This window comes from Labedaea rhizosphaerae (assembly GCF_004362825.1).
GTDB classification, from domain to species: domain Bacteria; phylum Actinomycetota; class Actinomycetes; order Mycobacteriales; family Pseudonocardiaceae; genus Labedaea; species Labedaea rhizosphaerae.
This window is the reverse complement of the sequence record NZ_SNXZ01000008.1, coordinates 256,460-270,198: the sequence shown is the minus strand read 5'-3', so window position 1 is coordinate 270,198 and position 13,739 is coordinate 256,460. Positions and strand designations below refer to the sequence as shown.

At 71.9% G+C, this 13,739-nt stretch carries 13 protein-coding genes; 5 read left to right on the top strand and 8 right to left on the bottom strand.

The features are described from left to right. Together EV186_RS33940 and EV186_RS33935 are read right to left on the bottom strand one after the other, a co-directional pair. A complete protein-coding gene (locus EV186_RS33940; RefSeq protein ID WP_133853588.1) occupies positions 1–1,182 on the bottom strand; it encodes an acetoin utilization protein AcuC in 1,182 nt (393 codons plus the stop codon). Between the two features lie 9 nt (positions 1,183–1,191). Beyond that, positions 1,192–2,055: a sulfurtransferase gene (locus tag EV186_RS33935; RefSeq protein WP_133853587.1), complete on the bottom strand. Its 864-nt coding sequence runs from the start codon at positions 2,053–2,055 to the stop codon at positions 1,192–1,194. Positions 2,056–2,123: 68 nt separating this feature from the next. Between EV186_RS33935 and EV186_RS33930 the strand changes: the two genes are divergently transcribed. Genes EV186_RS33930 through galE form a run of 3 tightly spaced genes read left to right on the top strand, consistent with a single transcriptional unit; the run spans position 2,124 to position 5,016 of the window. Next, positions 2,124–2,819 carry an iron-dependent transcriptional repressor DtxR gene (locus EV186_RS33930; RefSeq protein ID WP_133853586.1) on the top strand — a complete coding sequence of 232 codons (696 nt, stop codon included), beginning with the start codon at positions 2,124–2,126 and terminating at the stop codon, positions 2,817–2,819. Further along, positions 2,816–4,033 (top strand): galactokinase, encoded by a 1,218-nt coding sequence (gene galK, locus EV186_RS33925; protein WP_133853585.1) that lies wholly within the window; start codon positions 2,816–2,818, stop codon positions 4,031–4,033. Before EV186_RS33930 ends, galK begins: the two co-directional genes overlap by 4 nt. A gap of 20 nt (positions 4,034–4,053) precedes the next feature. Then, positions 4,054–5,016 carry a UDP-glucose 4-epimerase GalE gene (galE, locus tag EV186_RS33920; RefSeq protein WP_133853584.1) on the top strand — a complete coding sequence of 321 codons (963 nt, stop codon included), beginning with the start codon at positions 4,054–4,056 and terminating at the stop codon, positions 5,014–5,016. A gap of 449 nt (positions 5,017–5,465) precedes the next feature. Here the strand turns inward: galE and EV186_RS33915 are convergent, their stop codons facing one another. Next, a complete protein-coding gene (locus EV186_RS33915) occupies positions 5,466–6,521 on the bottom strand; it encodes a DUF4192 domain-containing protein (RefSeq protein ID WP_133853583.1) in 1,056 nt (351 codons plus the stop codon). 97 nt (positions 6,522–6,618) lie between these two features. On the opposite strand from EV186_RS33915, the gene EV186_RS33910 reads away from it, so the two are divergent. Continuing rightward, positions 6,619–8,187, top strand: coding sequence for a mucoidy inhibitor MuiA family protein (locus EV186_RS33910; RefSeq protein WP_133853582.1), 1,569 nt, complete (start codon positions 6,619–6,621; stop codon positions 8,185–8,187). Between the two features lie 4 nt (positions 8,188–8,191). Here the strand turns inward: EV186_RS33910 and EV186_RS33905 are convergent, their stop codons facing one another. The 3 genes from EV186_RS33905 to EV186_RS33895 all read right to left on the bottom strand — a co-directional run bounded on the left by EV186_RS33905 (position 8,192) and on the right by EV186_RS33895 (position 10,977). Continuing rightward, on the bottom strand, positions 8,192–8,836 hold the full coding sequence (locus tag EV186_RS33905; protein ID WP_133853581.1) for a response regulator: 645 nt from the start codon (positions 8,834–8,836) through the stop codon (positions 8,192–8,194). Continuing rightward, positions 8,824–10,113, bottom strand: coding sequence for a sensor histidine kinase (locus EV186_RS33900; RefSeq protein ID WP_133853580.1), 1,290 nt, complete (start codon positions 10,111–10,113; stop codon positions 8,824–8,826). The genes EV186_RS33905 and EV186_RS33900 overlap by 13 nt, the downstream gene beginning before the upstream one ends. Positions 10,114–10,194: 81 nt before the next feature. Then, positions 10,195–10,977: an ArsR/SmtB family transcription factor gene (locus EV186_RS33895; RefSeq protein ID WP_341815928.1), complete on the bottom strand. Its 783-nt coding sequence runs from the start codon at positions 10,975–10,977 to the stop codon at positions 10,195–10,197. A 55-nt stretch (positions 10,978–11,032) separates the two neighbouring features. Here EV186_RS33895 and EV186_RS33890 point away from each other — a divergent pair, with 55 nt between their 5' ends. Next, complete coding sequence (locus tag EV186_RS33890; RefSeq protein ID WP_133853579.1) at positions 11,033–13,048, top strand: prolyl oligopeptidase family serine peptidase; 2,016 nt, start codon at positions 11,033–11,035, stop codon at positions 13,046–13,048. On the opposite strand, the gene EV186_RS33885 is transcribed toward EV186_RS33890, so the two are convergent. Continuing rightward, a complete protein-coding gene (locus EV186_RS33885) occupies positions 13,035–13,337 on the bottom strand; it encodes a DUF1905 domain-containing protein (RefSeq protein WP_208115916.1) in 303 nt (100 codons plus the stop codon). The genes EV186_RS33890 and EV186_RS33885 overlap by 14 nt on opposite strands. Positions 13,338–13,462: 125 nt before the next feature. Beyond that, complete coding sequence (locus EV186_RS33880; protein ID WP_133853578.1) at positions 13,463–13,714, bottom strand: helix-turn-helix domain-containing protein; 252 nt, start codon at positions 13,712–13,714, stop codon at positions 13,463–13,465. Positions 13,715–13,739 lie beyond the last annotated feature (25 nt).

Genomic DNA, 13,739 nt, shown 5'->3' with positions numbered 1-13,739 from the left:
TCAGTCCCTGGGGTCGTCGGGATCGAGGCCGTGCAACGGGAACACGGCCCGCCGCACGTCGGCGATGGCCTTGTCGACCGCGAGGCCCGCGCCGTCGCCCCACGGCTGGAACGCGGTGTCCTTGTCCTCCCCCATGGTCACCGGCAGCACGGCGCGCGGGGCGAGCTCGCGCACCGGGTCCAGCCACTCCGACGGCACCGAGACGCTCGGGTCGACGTCGCGGTCGAGCACGGTCGCGATCAGGTGCGTCCACGACCGCGGCACCACCCGGAGCAGCTGGTAGCCGCCCCCGCCGACGGCGAGCCAGCGCCCGCCCGCGTGTTTCTGCGCCAGTTCACGCAACGCCCGGTAGATGGCGCGGTGGCCGTCCACCGACAGCGACAGGTCGGCGAGCGGGTCCTCGTCGTGCGAGTCGACGCCGCACTGCGTGACCAGCAACTGCGGCTGGAAGGTGCCCAGCAGCGACGGCACGACGGCGTGGAACGCGCGCAGCCACGCCGGGTCCTTCGTGCCCGGCGGCAGCGGGATGTTGACCGCGGTGCCCTCGGCCGCGCCGTTGCCCAGTTCGGTGGGCAGGCCGGTGCCCGGCCAGAGGCTCGACGGGTGCTGGTGCAGCGAGATCGTCAGCACCCGCGGGTCGTCGTAGAACGCGGCCTGCACGCCGTCGCCGTGGTGGACGTCGACGTCGATGTAGGCGATGCGGTCGAAGCCGTGGTCGAGCAGCCAGGAGATGGCCACGGCGACGTCGTTGTAGACGCAGAACCCGGCCGCGTGATCGCGCATGGCGTGGTGCAGCCCGCCCGCGATGCTCACGGCCCGGTCCACGGCGCCGGAGGCGATCTTCTCGGCCGCGAGCAGTGAACCGCCCACCACCAGCGAGGTCGCCTCGTGCATGCGGTCGAACACCGGGTTGTCCGCCGTGCCCAGGCCGTGGCGCAGGTCCCAGCCGACCAGGGGCGCCTCGCGCACGGCGGTCACGTAGCCGACGTCGTGGATGCGTTCCAGCTCGTCGTCGGACGCGGGCTCGGGCACCAGCAGCTCCACGCCGTCGAGCACGCCGAGCGCCTTGGCCAGCCGGATGGTCAGCTCCAGCCGCACCGGGTTGAACGGGTGGTCGCCGCCGAGGTCGTAGGCGAGCAAGCCCTTGTCCCACACCACCGCCGCCGTGCTGCCGTCGCCCATGGTCGAACCCTAGTTCGGCTGGTCGCCGGTGGCGACCGGCCGACCGGGGTCGGTGCACCAGTGCGACCACGACCCCACGTACAGCGCGGCCGGATCCTCGGCCGTGCGCACGCCGGCGACCTCCATCGCGAACACCACCGACGCCGCGGTCACGCCGGAGCCGCAGTAGGCGCCGGCCGGAGCGCCGGACGACACGCCGAGCGCCGTGAAGCGCTCGGCCAGCTCGGCGGCGGGCTTCCACCGGCCGTCCGCGCCGGTGTGCGCCGCGAACGGCGCGTTGCGGGCACCGGGGATGTGCCCGGCCCGCGGGTCGATGGGCTCGACGTCGCCGCGGTAGCGCTCGGGTGCGCGAGCGTCGAGCAGCACGCCTTCCTTGGCGAGCACCGCCGCCGCGTCGGCGTCGAGCACCGGCATGTGACCTGGCCGCACCACGACGTCGCCGGGCACGGGCTCGGGCACCTCCGGGGTGACCGGCAGGCCCTCGTCGTGCCAGCGGGTGAACCCGCCGTCGAGCACCCGCACCTGCGCGTGCCCAGCCCAGCGCAGCAGCCACCAGGCCCGCGCGGCGATCGACCCGTCGCGGTCGTCGTAGACCACGACCAGGTGGTCCTGGCGCACGCCCGCGGCCCGCAGCACCGCCTGCAGCTGCCCCGGGTCGGGCAGCGGGTGGCGCCCGCCCGCCCCGGGCGGCGCGGCGAGGTCGGTGTCGAGGTCGAGGTACACCGCGCCCGGCACGTGGATGTCGTCGTAGGCGAGCCGTCCCGGTGGGCCACCGAGACGCCACCGCGCGTCCAGGACGGTGGGCGGTTGCGGGCCGTCGAGCAGCGCGGCGAGGTCGGCGGGGGAAATCAGCGGCAGCGGCGCGGCGTTCATGTGTCCATCCTGGCCGATCGGGCTCGTCGGGGTCGCGGACTAGGATGGAAGCGACGTAAGGGGACGGCGTGAACGAGCTGATCGACACCACCGAGATGTACCTCCGCACGATCTACGAGCTGGAGGAAGAGGGCGTTACGCCGCTGCGCGCCCGTATCGCGGAGCGGCTCACGCAGAGCGGTCCGACCGTGAGCCAGACGGTGGGGCGCATGGAGCGCGACGGCCTGGTGATCGTCGCGGGCGACCGGCACCTCGAGCTGACCGAGAAGGGTCGCTCGCTGGCCATCGCCGTCATGCGCAAGCACCGCCTGGCCGAACGGCTGCTCGTGGACATCATCGGGCTCGAGTGGGAGCAGGTGCACAGCGAGGCGTGCCGCTGGGAGCACGTGATGAGCGAGGCCGTGGAGCGCAAGCTGGTGAAGCTGCTCGGCCACCCGACCACCTCGCCCTACGGCAACCCGATCCCCGGCCTCGACGAGCTGGGCGAGGGCGAGCCCGCGCCGCCGGCCGAGTCCGGCCTCATCCGCATCGACGAGGTGGCCCGCCGGGGCGGCGGCAAGGTCGAGGTACGCCGGATCGCCGAGCACGTGCAGCTCGACCCCGACCTGATGGCGGAGCTGCGCAGCGCCGGCGTCGTGCCGGGCAACACCGTGCAGGTCGGACCGTCGAGAGGCGATCGCAACGGCATCGACGTGAGCGGCCAGGGCACCACGGTGAACCTGTCCGTCCACGTCTCGCACGCCGTGCTCGTGCTCGCCACGTGACCCCGGCCGCCACCAAGGTCGTCCGCAGCGCCGCCGACGGGTTCCGCGCGCTCCTCGGCGGGCCGCCCGCAGGCGTGTGGTCCGCCCCTGGGCGGGTCAATCTGATCGGCGAGCACACCGACTACAACGACGGCTTCGTCCTGCCGTTCGCGCTCCCCCACCGGATCGCGGTGGCCGCCGCGCCACGCACGGACGGCCGCCTCGGCGTCACCACGATCGGCGACGACGGCCAGCCCCAGCGTGCCGAGCCGGTGGCCATCGAGTCGCTCGCGCCGGGGAGCGTGTCCGGGTGGGCCGCCTACCCGAGCGGCGTGGCGTGGGTCCTGCGCGAGACCATGCCCGACGCCGTGGCTCCCGGTGCCGACCTGGTGATCACCGGCAACGTGCCCGCGGGTGCGGGCTTGTCGTCGTCGCACGCGTTGCAGTGCGCGGTCGCGCTCGCCCTGCTCGGCCTGGCCGGGGTCGACGTGCCCGAGACCGGCGGCACTCAGTGCGACGACAGGCCCGACCGGGTCACCGTGGCGCGCTGGGTGCAGCGCTCGGAGAACGATTTCGTCGGCGCCCCAACGGGTTTGCTCGACCAGACGGCGTCGCTCTGCTGCGCGCCACGGCACGCCCTGTTCCTCGATGTGCGCTCCTTCGCCATGCGTCAGGTGCCCTTCGACGCCGCCCAGGCCGACCTCGAGGTGCTGGTGATCGACACGCGCGCGCACCACTCCCTCGGCGATTCCGCCTACGGTGAACGGCGCGCCGGATGCGAGCGAGCCGCGAAGCTGCTGTCGGTCGCGAGCCTGCGCGAGATCGACGCGTCCGCATTGGACAGCGCGCTCGATGCCCTGCCCGCGGACCTGGTCCCGCTCGTGCGCCACGTGGTGACCGAGAACGAGCGCGTCCAGCAGACTGTCGCGTTGCTCGACGCCGGCGACTACCGCGACATCGGCCCGGCGCTGACCGCCTCGCACGCCAGCCTGCGCGACGACTACCGCGTGTCGGCACCGGAGCTCGACGTGGCGGTGGAGGCGGCGCTCGACGCCGGCGCCCTGGGTGCCAGGATGACCGGCGGCGGCTTCGGCGGCTCGGCGATCGCCCTGGTCCCGCTCGACCGGCACGACACGGTCAGCGAGGCCGTGACATCGGCGTTCTCCCGGCACCGATTCGGCGCGCCGCGCCTGTTCACGGCGGCGCCGTCCGCCGGTGCGCACCGGGACCAGTGAGGAAAGGCGAGATCGAGGACATGAAGCTGCTCGTGACGGGTGGGGCCGGCTACATCGGCAGCGTGTGCGCCCAGCGCCTGGTCGAGTCCGGCCACGAGGTGGTCGTGGTCGACGACCTGTCGACCGGCCACCGCGACGCCGTTCCCGCCGGGTCCCGCTTCGTCCAGGGCGATGCCGCCGAGGTGGCCCACGACCTGCTCGCCGAGGGCTTCGACGGCGTGCTGCACTTCGCGGCCAAGTCCTTGGTCGGCGAGTCCATGCAGGACCCGGCCAAGTACTGGGAAGGCAACGTCGTCACCTCGCTGGGGTTGCTCGCCGCCATGCGCAAGCACGGCACGCCCCGCCTCGTCTTCTCCTCCACCGCGGCCACCTATGGCGAGCCCGAGCAGGTCCCGATCCCCGAGACCGCGCCCACGCGCCCCACGAACACCTACGGCGCGACGAAGCTAGCCATCGACCATGCGATCACCTCCTATGCCACCGCCCACGGCCTCGGCGCCGTGAGCCTGCGCTACTTCAACGTGGCTGGTGCGTACGGCGCCTACGGCGAACGCCACACCACCGAAACCCACCTCATCCCGATCGTCTTGCAGGTGGCGGCCGGCACCCGCGACCAACTCCAACTCTTCGGCGACGACTACCCGACCGAAGACGGGACCTGCGTGCGCGACTACATCCACGTGCTGGACCTGGCGGAGGCGCACCTGCTGGCCTTGGAGCACGCCGCGCCCGGCACGCACCGGATCTACAACCTGGGCAACGGCACCGGCTTCTCGAACCGCCAGGTGGTCGAGACGTGCCGCGAGGTCACCGGCCACCCGATCCCGACGGTGATGGCCGCGCGCCGACCCGGCGACCCGGCGGTGCTGGTGGCCGCCAGCGACGCCGCCCGCGACCAGCTCGGCTGGAAGCCCGAACGAGCCGACCTGGCCACCATGGTCCGCGACGCGTGGCAGTTCACCCAGGCGCGCCACGCCCAGTAGCGAGCCGCCCGGCCCTGGTCACCGCGCCAGCCTGGCCGTGACCACGAGACGGGACCGGCACCGGTCGCAGAACTGGGGCACAGGCCTGGCTGGGCACGGACTGGCTGAGGCGCGCGCCTGGCCGGGGCGCGCCACCGATGGCGGTTCAGTTTGGGAATTGATCAGTATCCTCCCGAAGATGGTCTGGTCCTTGACACGGCTTACCCGCACGGCCGCCGCGCCGGGCAAGCTATTTCGGTTACGGGCCAAAGGTCGCGGTGCGAGCACAGCAGCAACGTTGCCGCCGGTTCAACTAGGACAATGAACTCGTCTCCTTCCACGCCAAACACATAGTCGCCCGGCAACGCAAATCCCAGGGCGACCAAGCAGACCGCCCCTCAGCGCATTGAACAATCGAGCCCGAGGTTGAGGGCTAATTCGAACTGCGCAACCCACCAGCTCCGAAACCATTACGGCGGGTTGCCGGCAGCAAGCTCGGTGAGCATTCGGCGAACCTCGTTGCGGGGCAAGCCAAGCCGCAGCGCTTGGTCCAGCAACGAAGCGAAGCCGTGATCTGGATCCGCCTCCAACGCAACCGCCGTGGCCATCGAAGCCAGGGCGCCGGCACCTCGCGCATACGCGCTCACCGCCAACAGGCAAGCCGGTTCGGCTCGCCAGGGCGCAGGCGCGGCCCGGGTCAACGCGGTCCACAGCCGCTCCGCCCCGGGTGCACGCTCGTCGATCGCCATGGTCAGGCATGCCGTCCGGACGTCGGGTGGCCACAACGCGCAAATCAATTCGGCCACCCGCGCACAGGCATCGGCACCGACCAGTTCGTCGGCATCGGCCATCGCATCCAGGAGCAACGACAACGGTTGCGCAGGCACGGCGTCCGGTGGCCGGCCGGACAGCAACACCGCCGTCCGTCGCAAGGTCGACGAAGGCACCGGCGCCAAGGTCGCGGCCAGCTCCTCGCGATCCCGATAGGTGACGTCCCCGGCCACCACCGACGCCACCGCCAGCGGGGTACTCCCAGGATCCGGCAACTGGCCAGAACACTCCGGATCCTCGTAGCACCACCACGTCTGCCCGGCCTCGTACCGAGGCAGCCACAACGCGTGCAGCACGTCGATCCCCGCCTCCGCCAGCTCCCGGCTCAAGGCGGCGACCAACGGCCGGTGCGGCGGCCCGGTCTCGTCGGGCCCGGTCCACCCGCCTCGAGGCGTGTCCGGATCCTCCCGCGACGAGCCGGCCAAGATCAGCGAAGCGGCGCCCACGTCGTTCACCACCAACGGCTCCACCAGGGACCGCGCCGCCAGCTCGGCGTGCCACGGCGGCGGCAGGTCGACCCGCACGGTGACGCCTATGCCAGGCGGATCGCGGTCGGTGAGGGTCACCAACACCAGTGAATCGGACGGGTGGAAACCGAGCAGGTGCGGCACGGTGGCGGCCACCAGGCCGTGGTCGTGCACCGGGAGCTTCACCGGGGCGCGCAGGATGGGGTCGAGCGGGTCGAGTGCTGTCATGCCTCCAGGGTGGCGGCTCGCGGGGGCGAAATTCGGTGACGACGGCGATCTGTGGATAACTGGGTGGCTGTGGACAACTCACGGCTAATCTCGTCGTGTGGCCACTTCCGAAGAGCTCGACACGACGATCATCGCCGTCACCGTCTACCCCGGACAGGCGCGCGTCACCAGGCGCGGCGGCATCGCGCTGACCTCGGGCAGGCACACGGTCCTGGTCGGCGGGCTGCCGCTCGGGCTCGACCGGGATTCCGTGCGGGTCAACGGTCTCGGCGCGGCCACCGTGTCCGGGGTCGACGTGCTGACCCAGCGCAACCCGCGCACGCCCGACGCCCGCATCGCCGAGCTCACCGACCGGCGCGACGCGCTGAGCCGGGCGCTGCTCGAGCTGGAAGACGCGGACACCGTCGAGCAGTCGCGGGCCGAGCTGATCGGCGAGGTGGTGCGCAAGTCGGGCAGCACCTACGCCAAGGCGTTCGCGCGGCAGACGATCGAGCCCGTCGCCCTGTCCGGGCTCGCGGACCGGCTCGGTGACCAGCTCTCCGACGTGCTGGGGCGCCGGCGGGACATCGCCGACCGCCGCAGGCGCATCCAGGAGGAGCACGACGAGGTCGTCCGTGAACTCTCCGGGCAGCACGGGCAGCAGCCGGACCGGTGCGCCGTGGCGGTCGAGCTGGAAGTGGCGCAGGACGGCGACGTCGAGCTCGAAGTGTCCTATGTGGTCGGTGGAGCCAGCTGGACGCCGAGCTACGACCTTCGCCTCGAAGGGCAGTCGTTGCGGCTGACCTGGTTCGCCATGATCACCCAGAGCACCGGCGAGGACTGGCCGGAGTGCCCGTTGCAGCTCTCGACCGCGCGCCCGGCCGGGACGAAGTCGATCCCCGAGCTCGACCCGTGGTACCTCGACCAGGCCGCGCCGCCCCCGGCACCCGGAGCGCCGGCCGCCCCGCGCATGCAACGCATGGCCATGACCGCAGCCGCGGTCGCCGCCGACGCCTATGGTGCGGCCGCGCCGGTCATGGAGACCGCGGTCGCCGAGGCCGAGCACGGCACGGTGGCCACCACATACCGGCCGAACCGGCCGGTGGCGGTGCCCGCCGACGGGACCGCGCACCGGACGATGGTCGCGGTGGTCGACCTCGACGCGACGCTCGACCACGTGGCGGTGCCGTTGCGCAGCCAGGACGTCTACCTGCGGGCCACGGTCACCAACGGCTCGGACCACGCCTTGCTGCCCGGCCGGGCCGCCCTGTTCCACGACGCCGAGTTCGTCGGCAGCACCCGGCTCGAGCCGTGGGCGCCGGGCGAGGAGCTCGAGCTGACCCTCGGCGTGGACGACCGGGTGCGTGTCGAGCGGGATCTGGTGCGCCGCAAGGCAGGCAAGTCCGTGCTGGGCACCGCGCGCAGGCAGGAGGCCGAGTACCGGATCAAGGTGGCGAACCACACCGGCCGGCCCGCGAAGGTCACCGTGGTCGACCAGTTGCCGGTGCCCGTGCACGAGGGCATCGAGCTGCGGGACGTGCGGATCTCGCCGGAACCGGCCGAGCGCACCGACCTCGGCGAGCTGACCTGGAAGCTGCCCCTCGATCCCGGTCAGAGCACGGAGATCACATTCGGCTTCCGCGTCGACGTCGCCAAGGGCATCGCCATGTCGGGGTGGCGCGACTGAATCGCTAGGTCTCGCGCAGGTAGCTCAGCACGGCGAGCACCCGGCGGTGGTCGCCGTCGGCCGGTGGCAGGCCGAGCTTGGCGAAGATGCTGGTCACGTGTTTCTCGACCGAGCCCAGGCTCAGCACGAGCTCGGTCGCGATGCCGGAGTTCGACCGGCCCTGCGCCATGAGGTCCAGCACCTCGCGTTCGCGGCGGGTCAACGTGTCCAGCGCGCTGGACCTGCTCGCGCCGAACAGCTGGGACACCACCTCCGGGTCGAGCACGGTCTGCCCGGCCGCCACCCGCTCCAGCGCGGCGACGAAGTCGGCGACGTCGGCGACCCGGTCCTTGAGCAGGTAGCCGAGCCCTTCGGCGCCACCAGCCAGCAACCGCGCCGCGTGTTTGGTCTCCACGTACTGGGAGAACAACAGCACCCGTGCGCCGGGATCCCGTTCCCGCAGAGCGATCGCGGCCCGCAGTCCCTCATCGGTGTGCGTCGGCGGCATCCGGATATCCACAATGGACACGTCGGGGGCATGGGTGGCGACGGCCGCGAGCAGCGCCTCGGCATTGCCGACGGAATCGGCGACCTCGTGCCCGCGCGCGGTCAGCAGCTCCACCAGGCCATCGCGCAGCACAACGGAATCCTCGGCGATCACGATGCGCACGGCAGCTCCACGGTCACCACGGTAGGACCTCCGGCCGGGCTCTTGACCAGCAGGTTCCCGTCCACGGCCCCGACCCGGCCGTCGAGCCCGCGCAGGCCCCCGCCCGCCGTCGCGCTCGCGCCGCCGCGACCCGGATCGGACACCGCGACCACGAGCCGGTCGCCGGCCTGCGTCACCCGCACGTCGGCGCGGTCGGCGCCGCTGTGCTTGACCACGTTGGTCAGCAACTCGGCAACGCAGAAGTACGCGATGGTCTCCACCGCGGCCGGTGGCCGGACCGGGACGACGACGTCCAGCGAGACCGCGAGGGGACTGCGGGCGGCCAGCGTGGCCAGCGCGTCGTCGAGGCCGGAGTCCAGCACCGGCGGCAGGATCCCGCGCGCGAGGTCCCGCAGTTCCACCAGGGTCTGCTTCGCCGACTGGTGCGCCGTGCCGACGAGTTCGCGGGCCCGGTCGAGGTCGACCACCTCGGCGTCGAGGGTTTCCTTGGCCATGCCGAGACGCATGGCCAACGCGACCAACTGGGCCTGGGTGCCGTCGTGCAGGTCGCGCTCGATGCGCCGCAGCCGGGCGGCCGCGTCGTCGACCAGCACCGCGCGGCCCGCCTCGAGGTCGGCGACCCGTTGCGCAAGCCCGGTGCGCCCGAGCAGCGACGACACCAGCACCGTGGTCGGCACGACCGCGAGCCGGGTGACCAGGGGCGCGCAGTACAGCAACAGCAGCCCGAGCGCCCACCGCAGCAGCTGGTAGCCCTCACCGGTGAAGTCGACCGGCAGGTCGAACAGCGGGAGCACGGTCTGGCCGGGTTCGGTGGCCACGAGCCAGGACCACAGGGGCGAGGTGACCAGCGCCAGCGCGTAGAACCAGAACAGCAACGGCACCACGACGGTGATCGGCAGCAGCGCCACCGCGAGGGCCCGGTAGCCGACGGCCCGCCAGCCAACGGGGTCACGCAACCGGTTGCCGGTCCACGACAGCAGGCCGGTGCCGGCCGGGAGCGGCGCCGGGTCGGTCACCGGGTGGCGCAGCAACCCGCGCACCAGCCGCCGATCCAGGCCGGCGGTCGCTCGCGCGGCTCGCACCACCAAGGCGAGCAGCGGCATCCCGAGCACGGTCAGCGACAGCACCGCGGTCGCCACCACGAGCGGCACGATCAGTGCGAACCCCAGAAGCACCAACGGTGCCGTGAGCAGGGCAGCGAGTGCCTCGCGGCCGGCCCGGCGGGTGAAGGGCACGCCGAGCACGGCACGCAAGTCGACCGCGATGCCCTGCCACATGCCGATCAGCCTGCCGGACCCGGGCGGTCCCCCACCACCCGGCAGGCTCGCCGCCGGACCTTCGGGTTCTCCCCCGGATCCTCAGGCCCAGACGGTCAGCGGCTCACCGGTCTCCAGGTACGACTTGAGGCTCGCCAGCACCATCTGCCAGCCCTCGTTGGTGCCGGTCAGCTCGTTGTCGGGCAGGTTCTCGTGCGTCACGACCAGGCGCACGGCCTTGCCGTCGGCGACCGGCTCGATGTCGAAGGTGACGGTCGACTCGCGTGCGGGGTCGCCGAGGGTCCCGGGTGCCGCCCACGCGTGGACGAGCTTGCGCGGCGGGTCGACCTCGAGGATGCGACCGTCGATGTCGACGCCACCGTCGTCGAGGCGCACGTGCTGCCAGGAATCGCCGACCTTCCAGCCGGAAACGTTGCGGTGCCCCCAGAAGGCGGCAGTCGCCTCGGGGTCGGTCAGCGCCGCCCAGACCTGGCCGGGGGTCGACCTGATGTAGGTGACGTGCACCATCGCGGGCTTGGTCGCGGACGTGTTCGTGGTCATGTGTTCCAGTCCTCTCTTGAGGCCGCTCAAGGCGGCCAGCTCGGGCACCTCGAACCGGGCGATCCAGCGGTCGTGGATCTCGTGCAGCGGCACCGGGTTGAGGTAGTGCAACTTCTCCCGGCCGCGCCGCACGGTGGAGACGAGCTCGGCCGCCTCCAGCACGGCGATGTGCTGGGTGATGCCCTGCCGGGTGATCGCGAGGTCACGGCACAGCGCGCTCAGCGTCTGCCCGTTGTCGGCGTGCAGCCGGTCGAGCAGGCGCCTGCGGGTCGGGTCCGCGAGCGCCTTGAACACCAGCGCCATCCGTTCCTCGTTGTCCAGCACGTCCACCACAATAGGCAAGTAAATACTTGCATGTCAACCTGGCAGACTTGGTCAGGTGACCGAAGACCCCTACCTCTGGCTCGAAGACGTGACCGGCGACGCGGCGCTGGCCTGGGTGCGCGAGCGCAACGACGCGACGACGGCCGTGCTCGCGGGCACCGACCGGTTCGCCGAGTTGCGTGATCGCAGCCGCGAGGTGCTCGACGCCGACGACCGGATCCCCTACGTCACCCGCCGCGGCCGCTGGCTCTACAACCTGTGGCAGGACGCGGCGAACCCGCGCGGGCTCTGGCGCCGGACCACTTTGGACAGTTACCGGACCGAGAAGCCGGACTGGCAGGTGGTTCTCGACCTCGACGCGCTCAGCGCGCAGGAGGACGAGAACTGGGTCTGGAAGGGCGCGACGACGCTGCGACCCGATCACCGCCACGCCATGGTCATGCTGTCGCGCGGCGGCGCCGACGCGGTCGTCGTCCGCGAGTTCGACCTGGAGGTCTGCGAGTTCGTCGAGGACGGCTTCACCGTGCCGGAGGCCAAGTCACAGGTGCGCTGGCTCGACGAGGACACCCTCTTCGTCGGCACGGACACCGGCGAAGGCTCGATGACGACCTCCGGTTACCCGCGCACCGCAAGGCAATGGCGGCGTGGCACCCGGATCGAGGACGCGCCCGTCGTCTTCGAGGGCAAGCCCGCCGACGTCTCCGTGCACGCCTACCGCGACCGCACGCCCGGCTTCGAGCGCACCGTCGTCGGCCGGCACCCGAGCTTCTACAGCTCCGAGGAGTTCCTGCTCGCCGACGACGGCACGCTCACCCGCATCGACGTGCCGGACGACGCGGAGATCACGCTGCACGAGAACTGGCTGCTGATCACCACGCGCACGCCGTGGCAGGTCGGCACGCGCGAGTACCCGGGCGGTGCGCTGCTCGCGAGCCCGCTCGACGCCTTCCTCGACGGCGCACGCGACCTCGACGTGCTGTACGAGCCGGACGGGCACGGCTCGCTGTACGAGTTCGCGTGGACCAAGAACCACCTGTTGCTCTCCACGCTCAGCGACGTGGCCGCCCGGCTGGAGGTCCTCACCCCCGGCCCCGACGGCTGGAGCAGGGCGCCGCTCGCCGGCGCGCCCGAGTTCGGTGTGGTCGACATCGTCGACACCGACCCGGACACCGGGGACGAGTACTTCCTCGGGGCCAGCTCGTTCGTCCAGCCCACGACGCTGACCTACGGCGTCGTCGGCGAAGGCGTGGAGCAGCTCAAGCAGGCCCCCGCCATGTTCGACGCCGAGGGCGTGCGCGTGGAGCAGCGGTTCGCCACGTCGGCTGACGGCACGAAGGTGCCCTACTTCCTGATCGGCAAGAACCTGGACCGGCCGGGACCGACGCTGCTCAACGGCTACGGTGGGTTCGAGATCTCGATGACGCCCTCGTACAGCGGGATCGTCGGGCGCGGCTGGCTCGCCCGCGGCGGCACCTACGCGGTCGCGAACATCCGCGGTGGCGGCGAGTACGGGCCCGCGTGGCACCAGGCGGCGTTGCGCGAGAACCGGCACCGGGCGTACGAGGATTTCGCTGCCGTGGCAACGGATCTCGTCGACCAGGGGGTCACCACGCCGGAGCAGCTCGGCGCCATTGGCGGCAGCAACGGCGGGCTGCTCATGGGCGTGATGCTCACGGTGTACCCGAAGCTCTTCGGCGCGATCGTGTGCCAGGTGCCACTGCTGGACATGCGCCGCTACCACAAGCTCCTGGCCGGGGCGTCGTGGATGGCCGAGTGGGGCGACCCGGACGACGAGAACGACTGGGCCTACCTGCGCACGTACTCGCCATACCACCTGTTCCGCGCGGACGGCGACTACCCGCCGGTGCTGTTCGTGACCTCGACGCGCGACGACCGCGTGCACCCGGGGCACGCCCGCAAGATGGCGGCGCTGATGCTGGCGGCGGGCAAGGACGTCGGCTACTACGAGAACATCGAGGGCGGGCACGGAGCCGCGGCGGACAACGAGCAGATCGCGTTCCGCTGGGCGCTGGCCTACGAGTTCCTGTGGAGCCGGCTCACAGGTCGATGAGCTCGACCGAGACCCGGGCGACATCGCCGGGCTCGAGCGACTCGGCTTTGCGCACGGCCTTCTTCACCGGGAGCACGTAACACCCGCTGGCGCTGTCCGGGAACACCGACGTCCGCCACACGCTGGCGCCGAGCACCACCCGGACCCGGACAGCGCCGAAGCCCCGCCCGCTGTCGCCGACGACCTCGCGGATGTCCTCGGACTCCTCGGCCGGCAGCCGCACGAACGTCCAGGTGTCGGTGCGCCTGGCGTCCCACACCCACAACTCGGCGTCGAACTCGATGACCACGGGCCCGAGGATCGCACAAGGGCCGGTCCGCTCGGGCGCACCTTCCATTCCTTGCGAACGCACGCACGCCCGGAGTCGTTCCCGCGGTGCACCGAAAGGTTGCCGTCGCGGGACCGCCGACAATGCTAGGCCGACAGCCTGACCTGGGTAGACACCAGGTCCGACAGCGGCACGCCGAGCGCCTCGGCGATGGCCACAACGGTGAAGAACGCGGGTGTCGGCACGCGACCGCGTTCGATCTTGCGCAGCGTCTCCACGGACAACCCGGCCCGCGCGGCCACCTCGACCATGCTCCGGTCGCCACGGGCGGCGCGCAGGGCCGCGCCCAGCGCCTCGCCGCGTTCCCGCTCCCACTCGCTCAACGGAGGTCGCACCATAACTGTCATAGTAATACCGGTATAG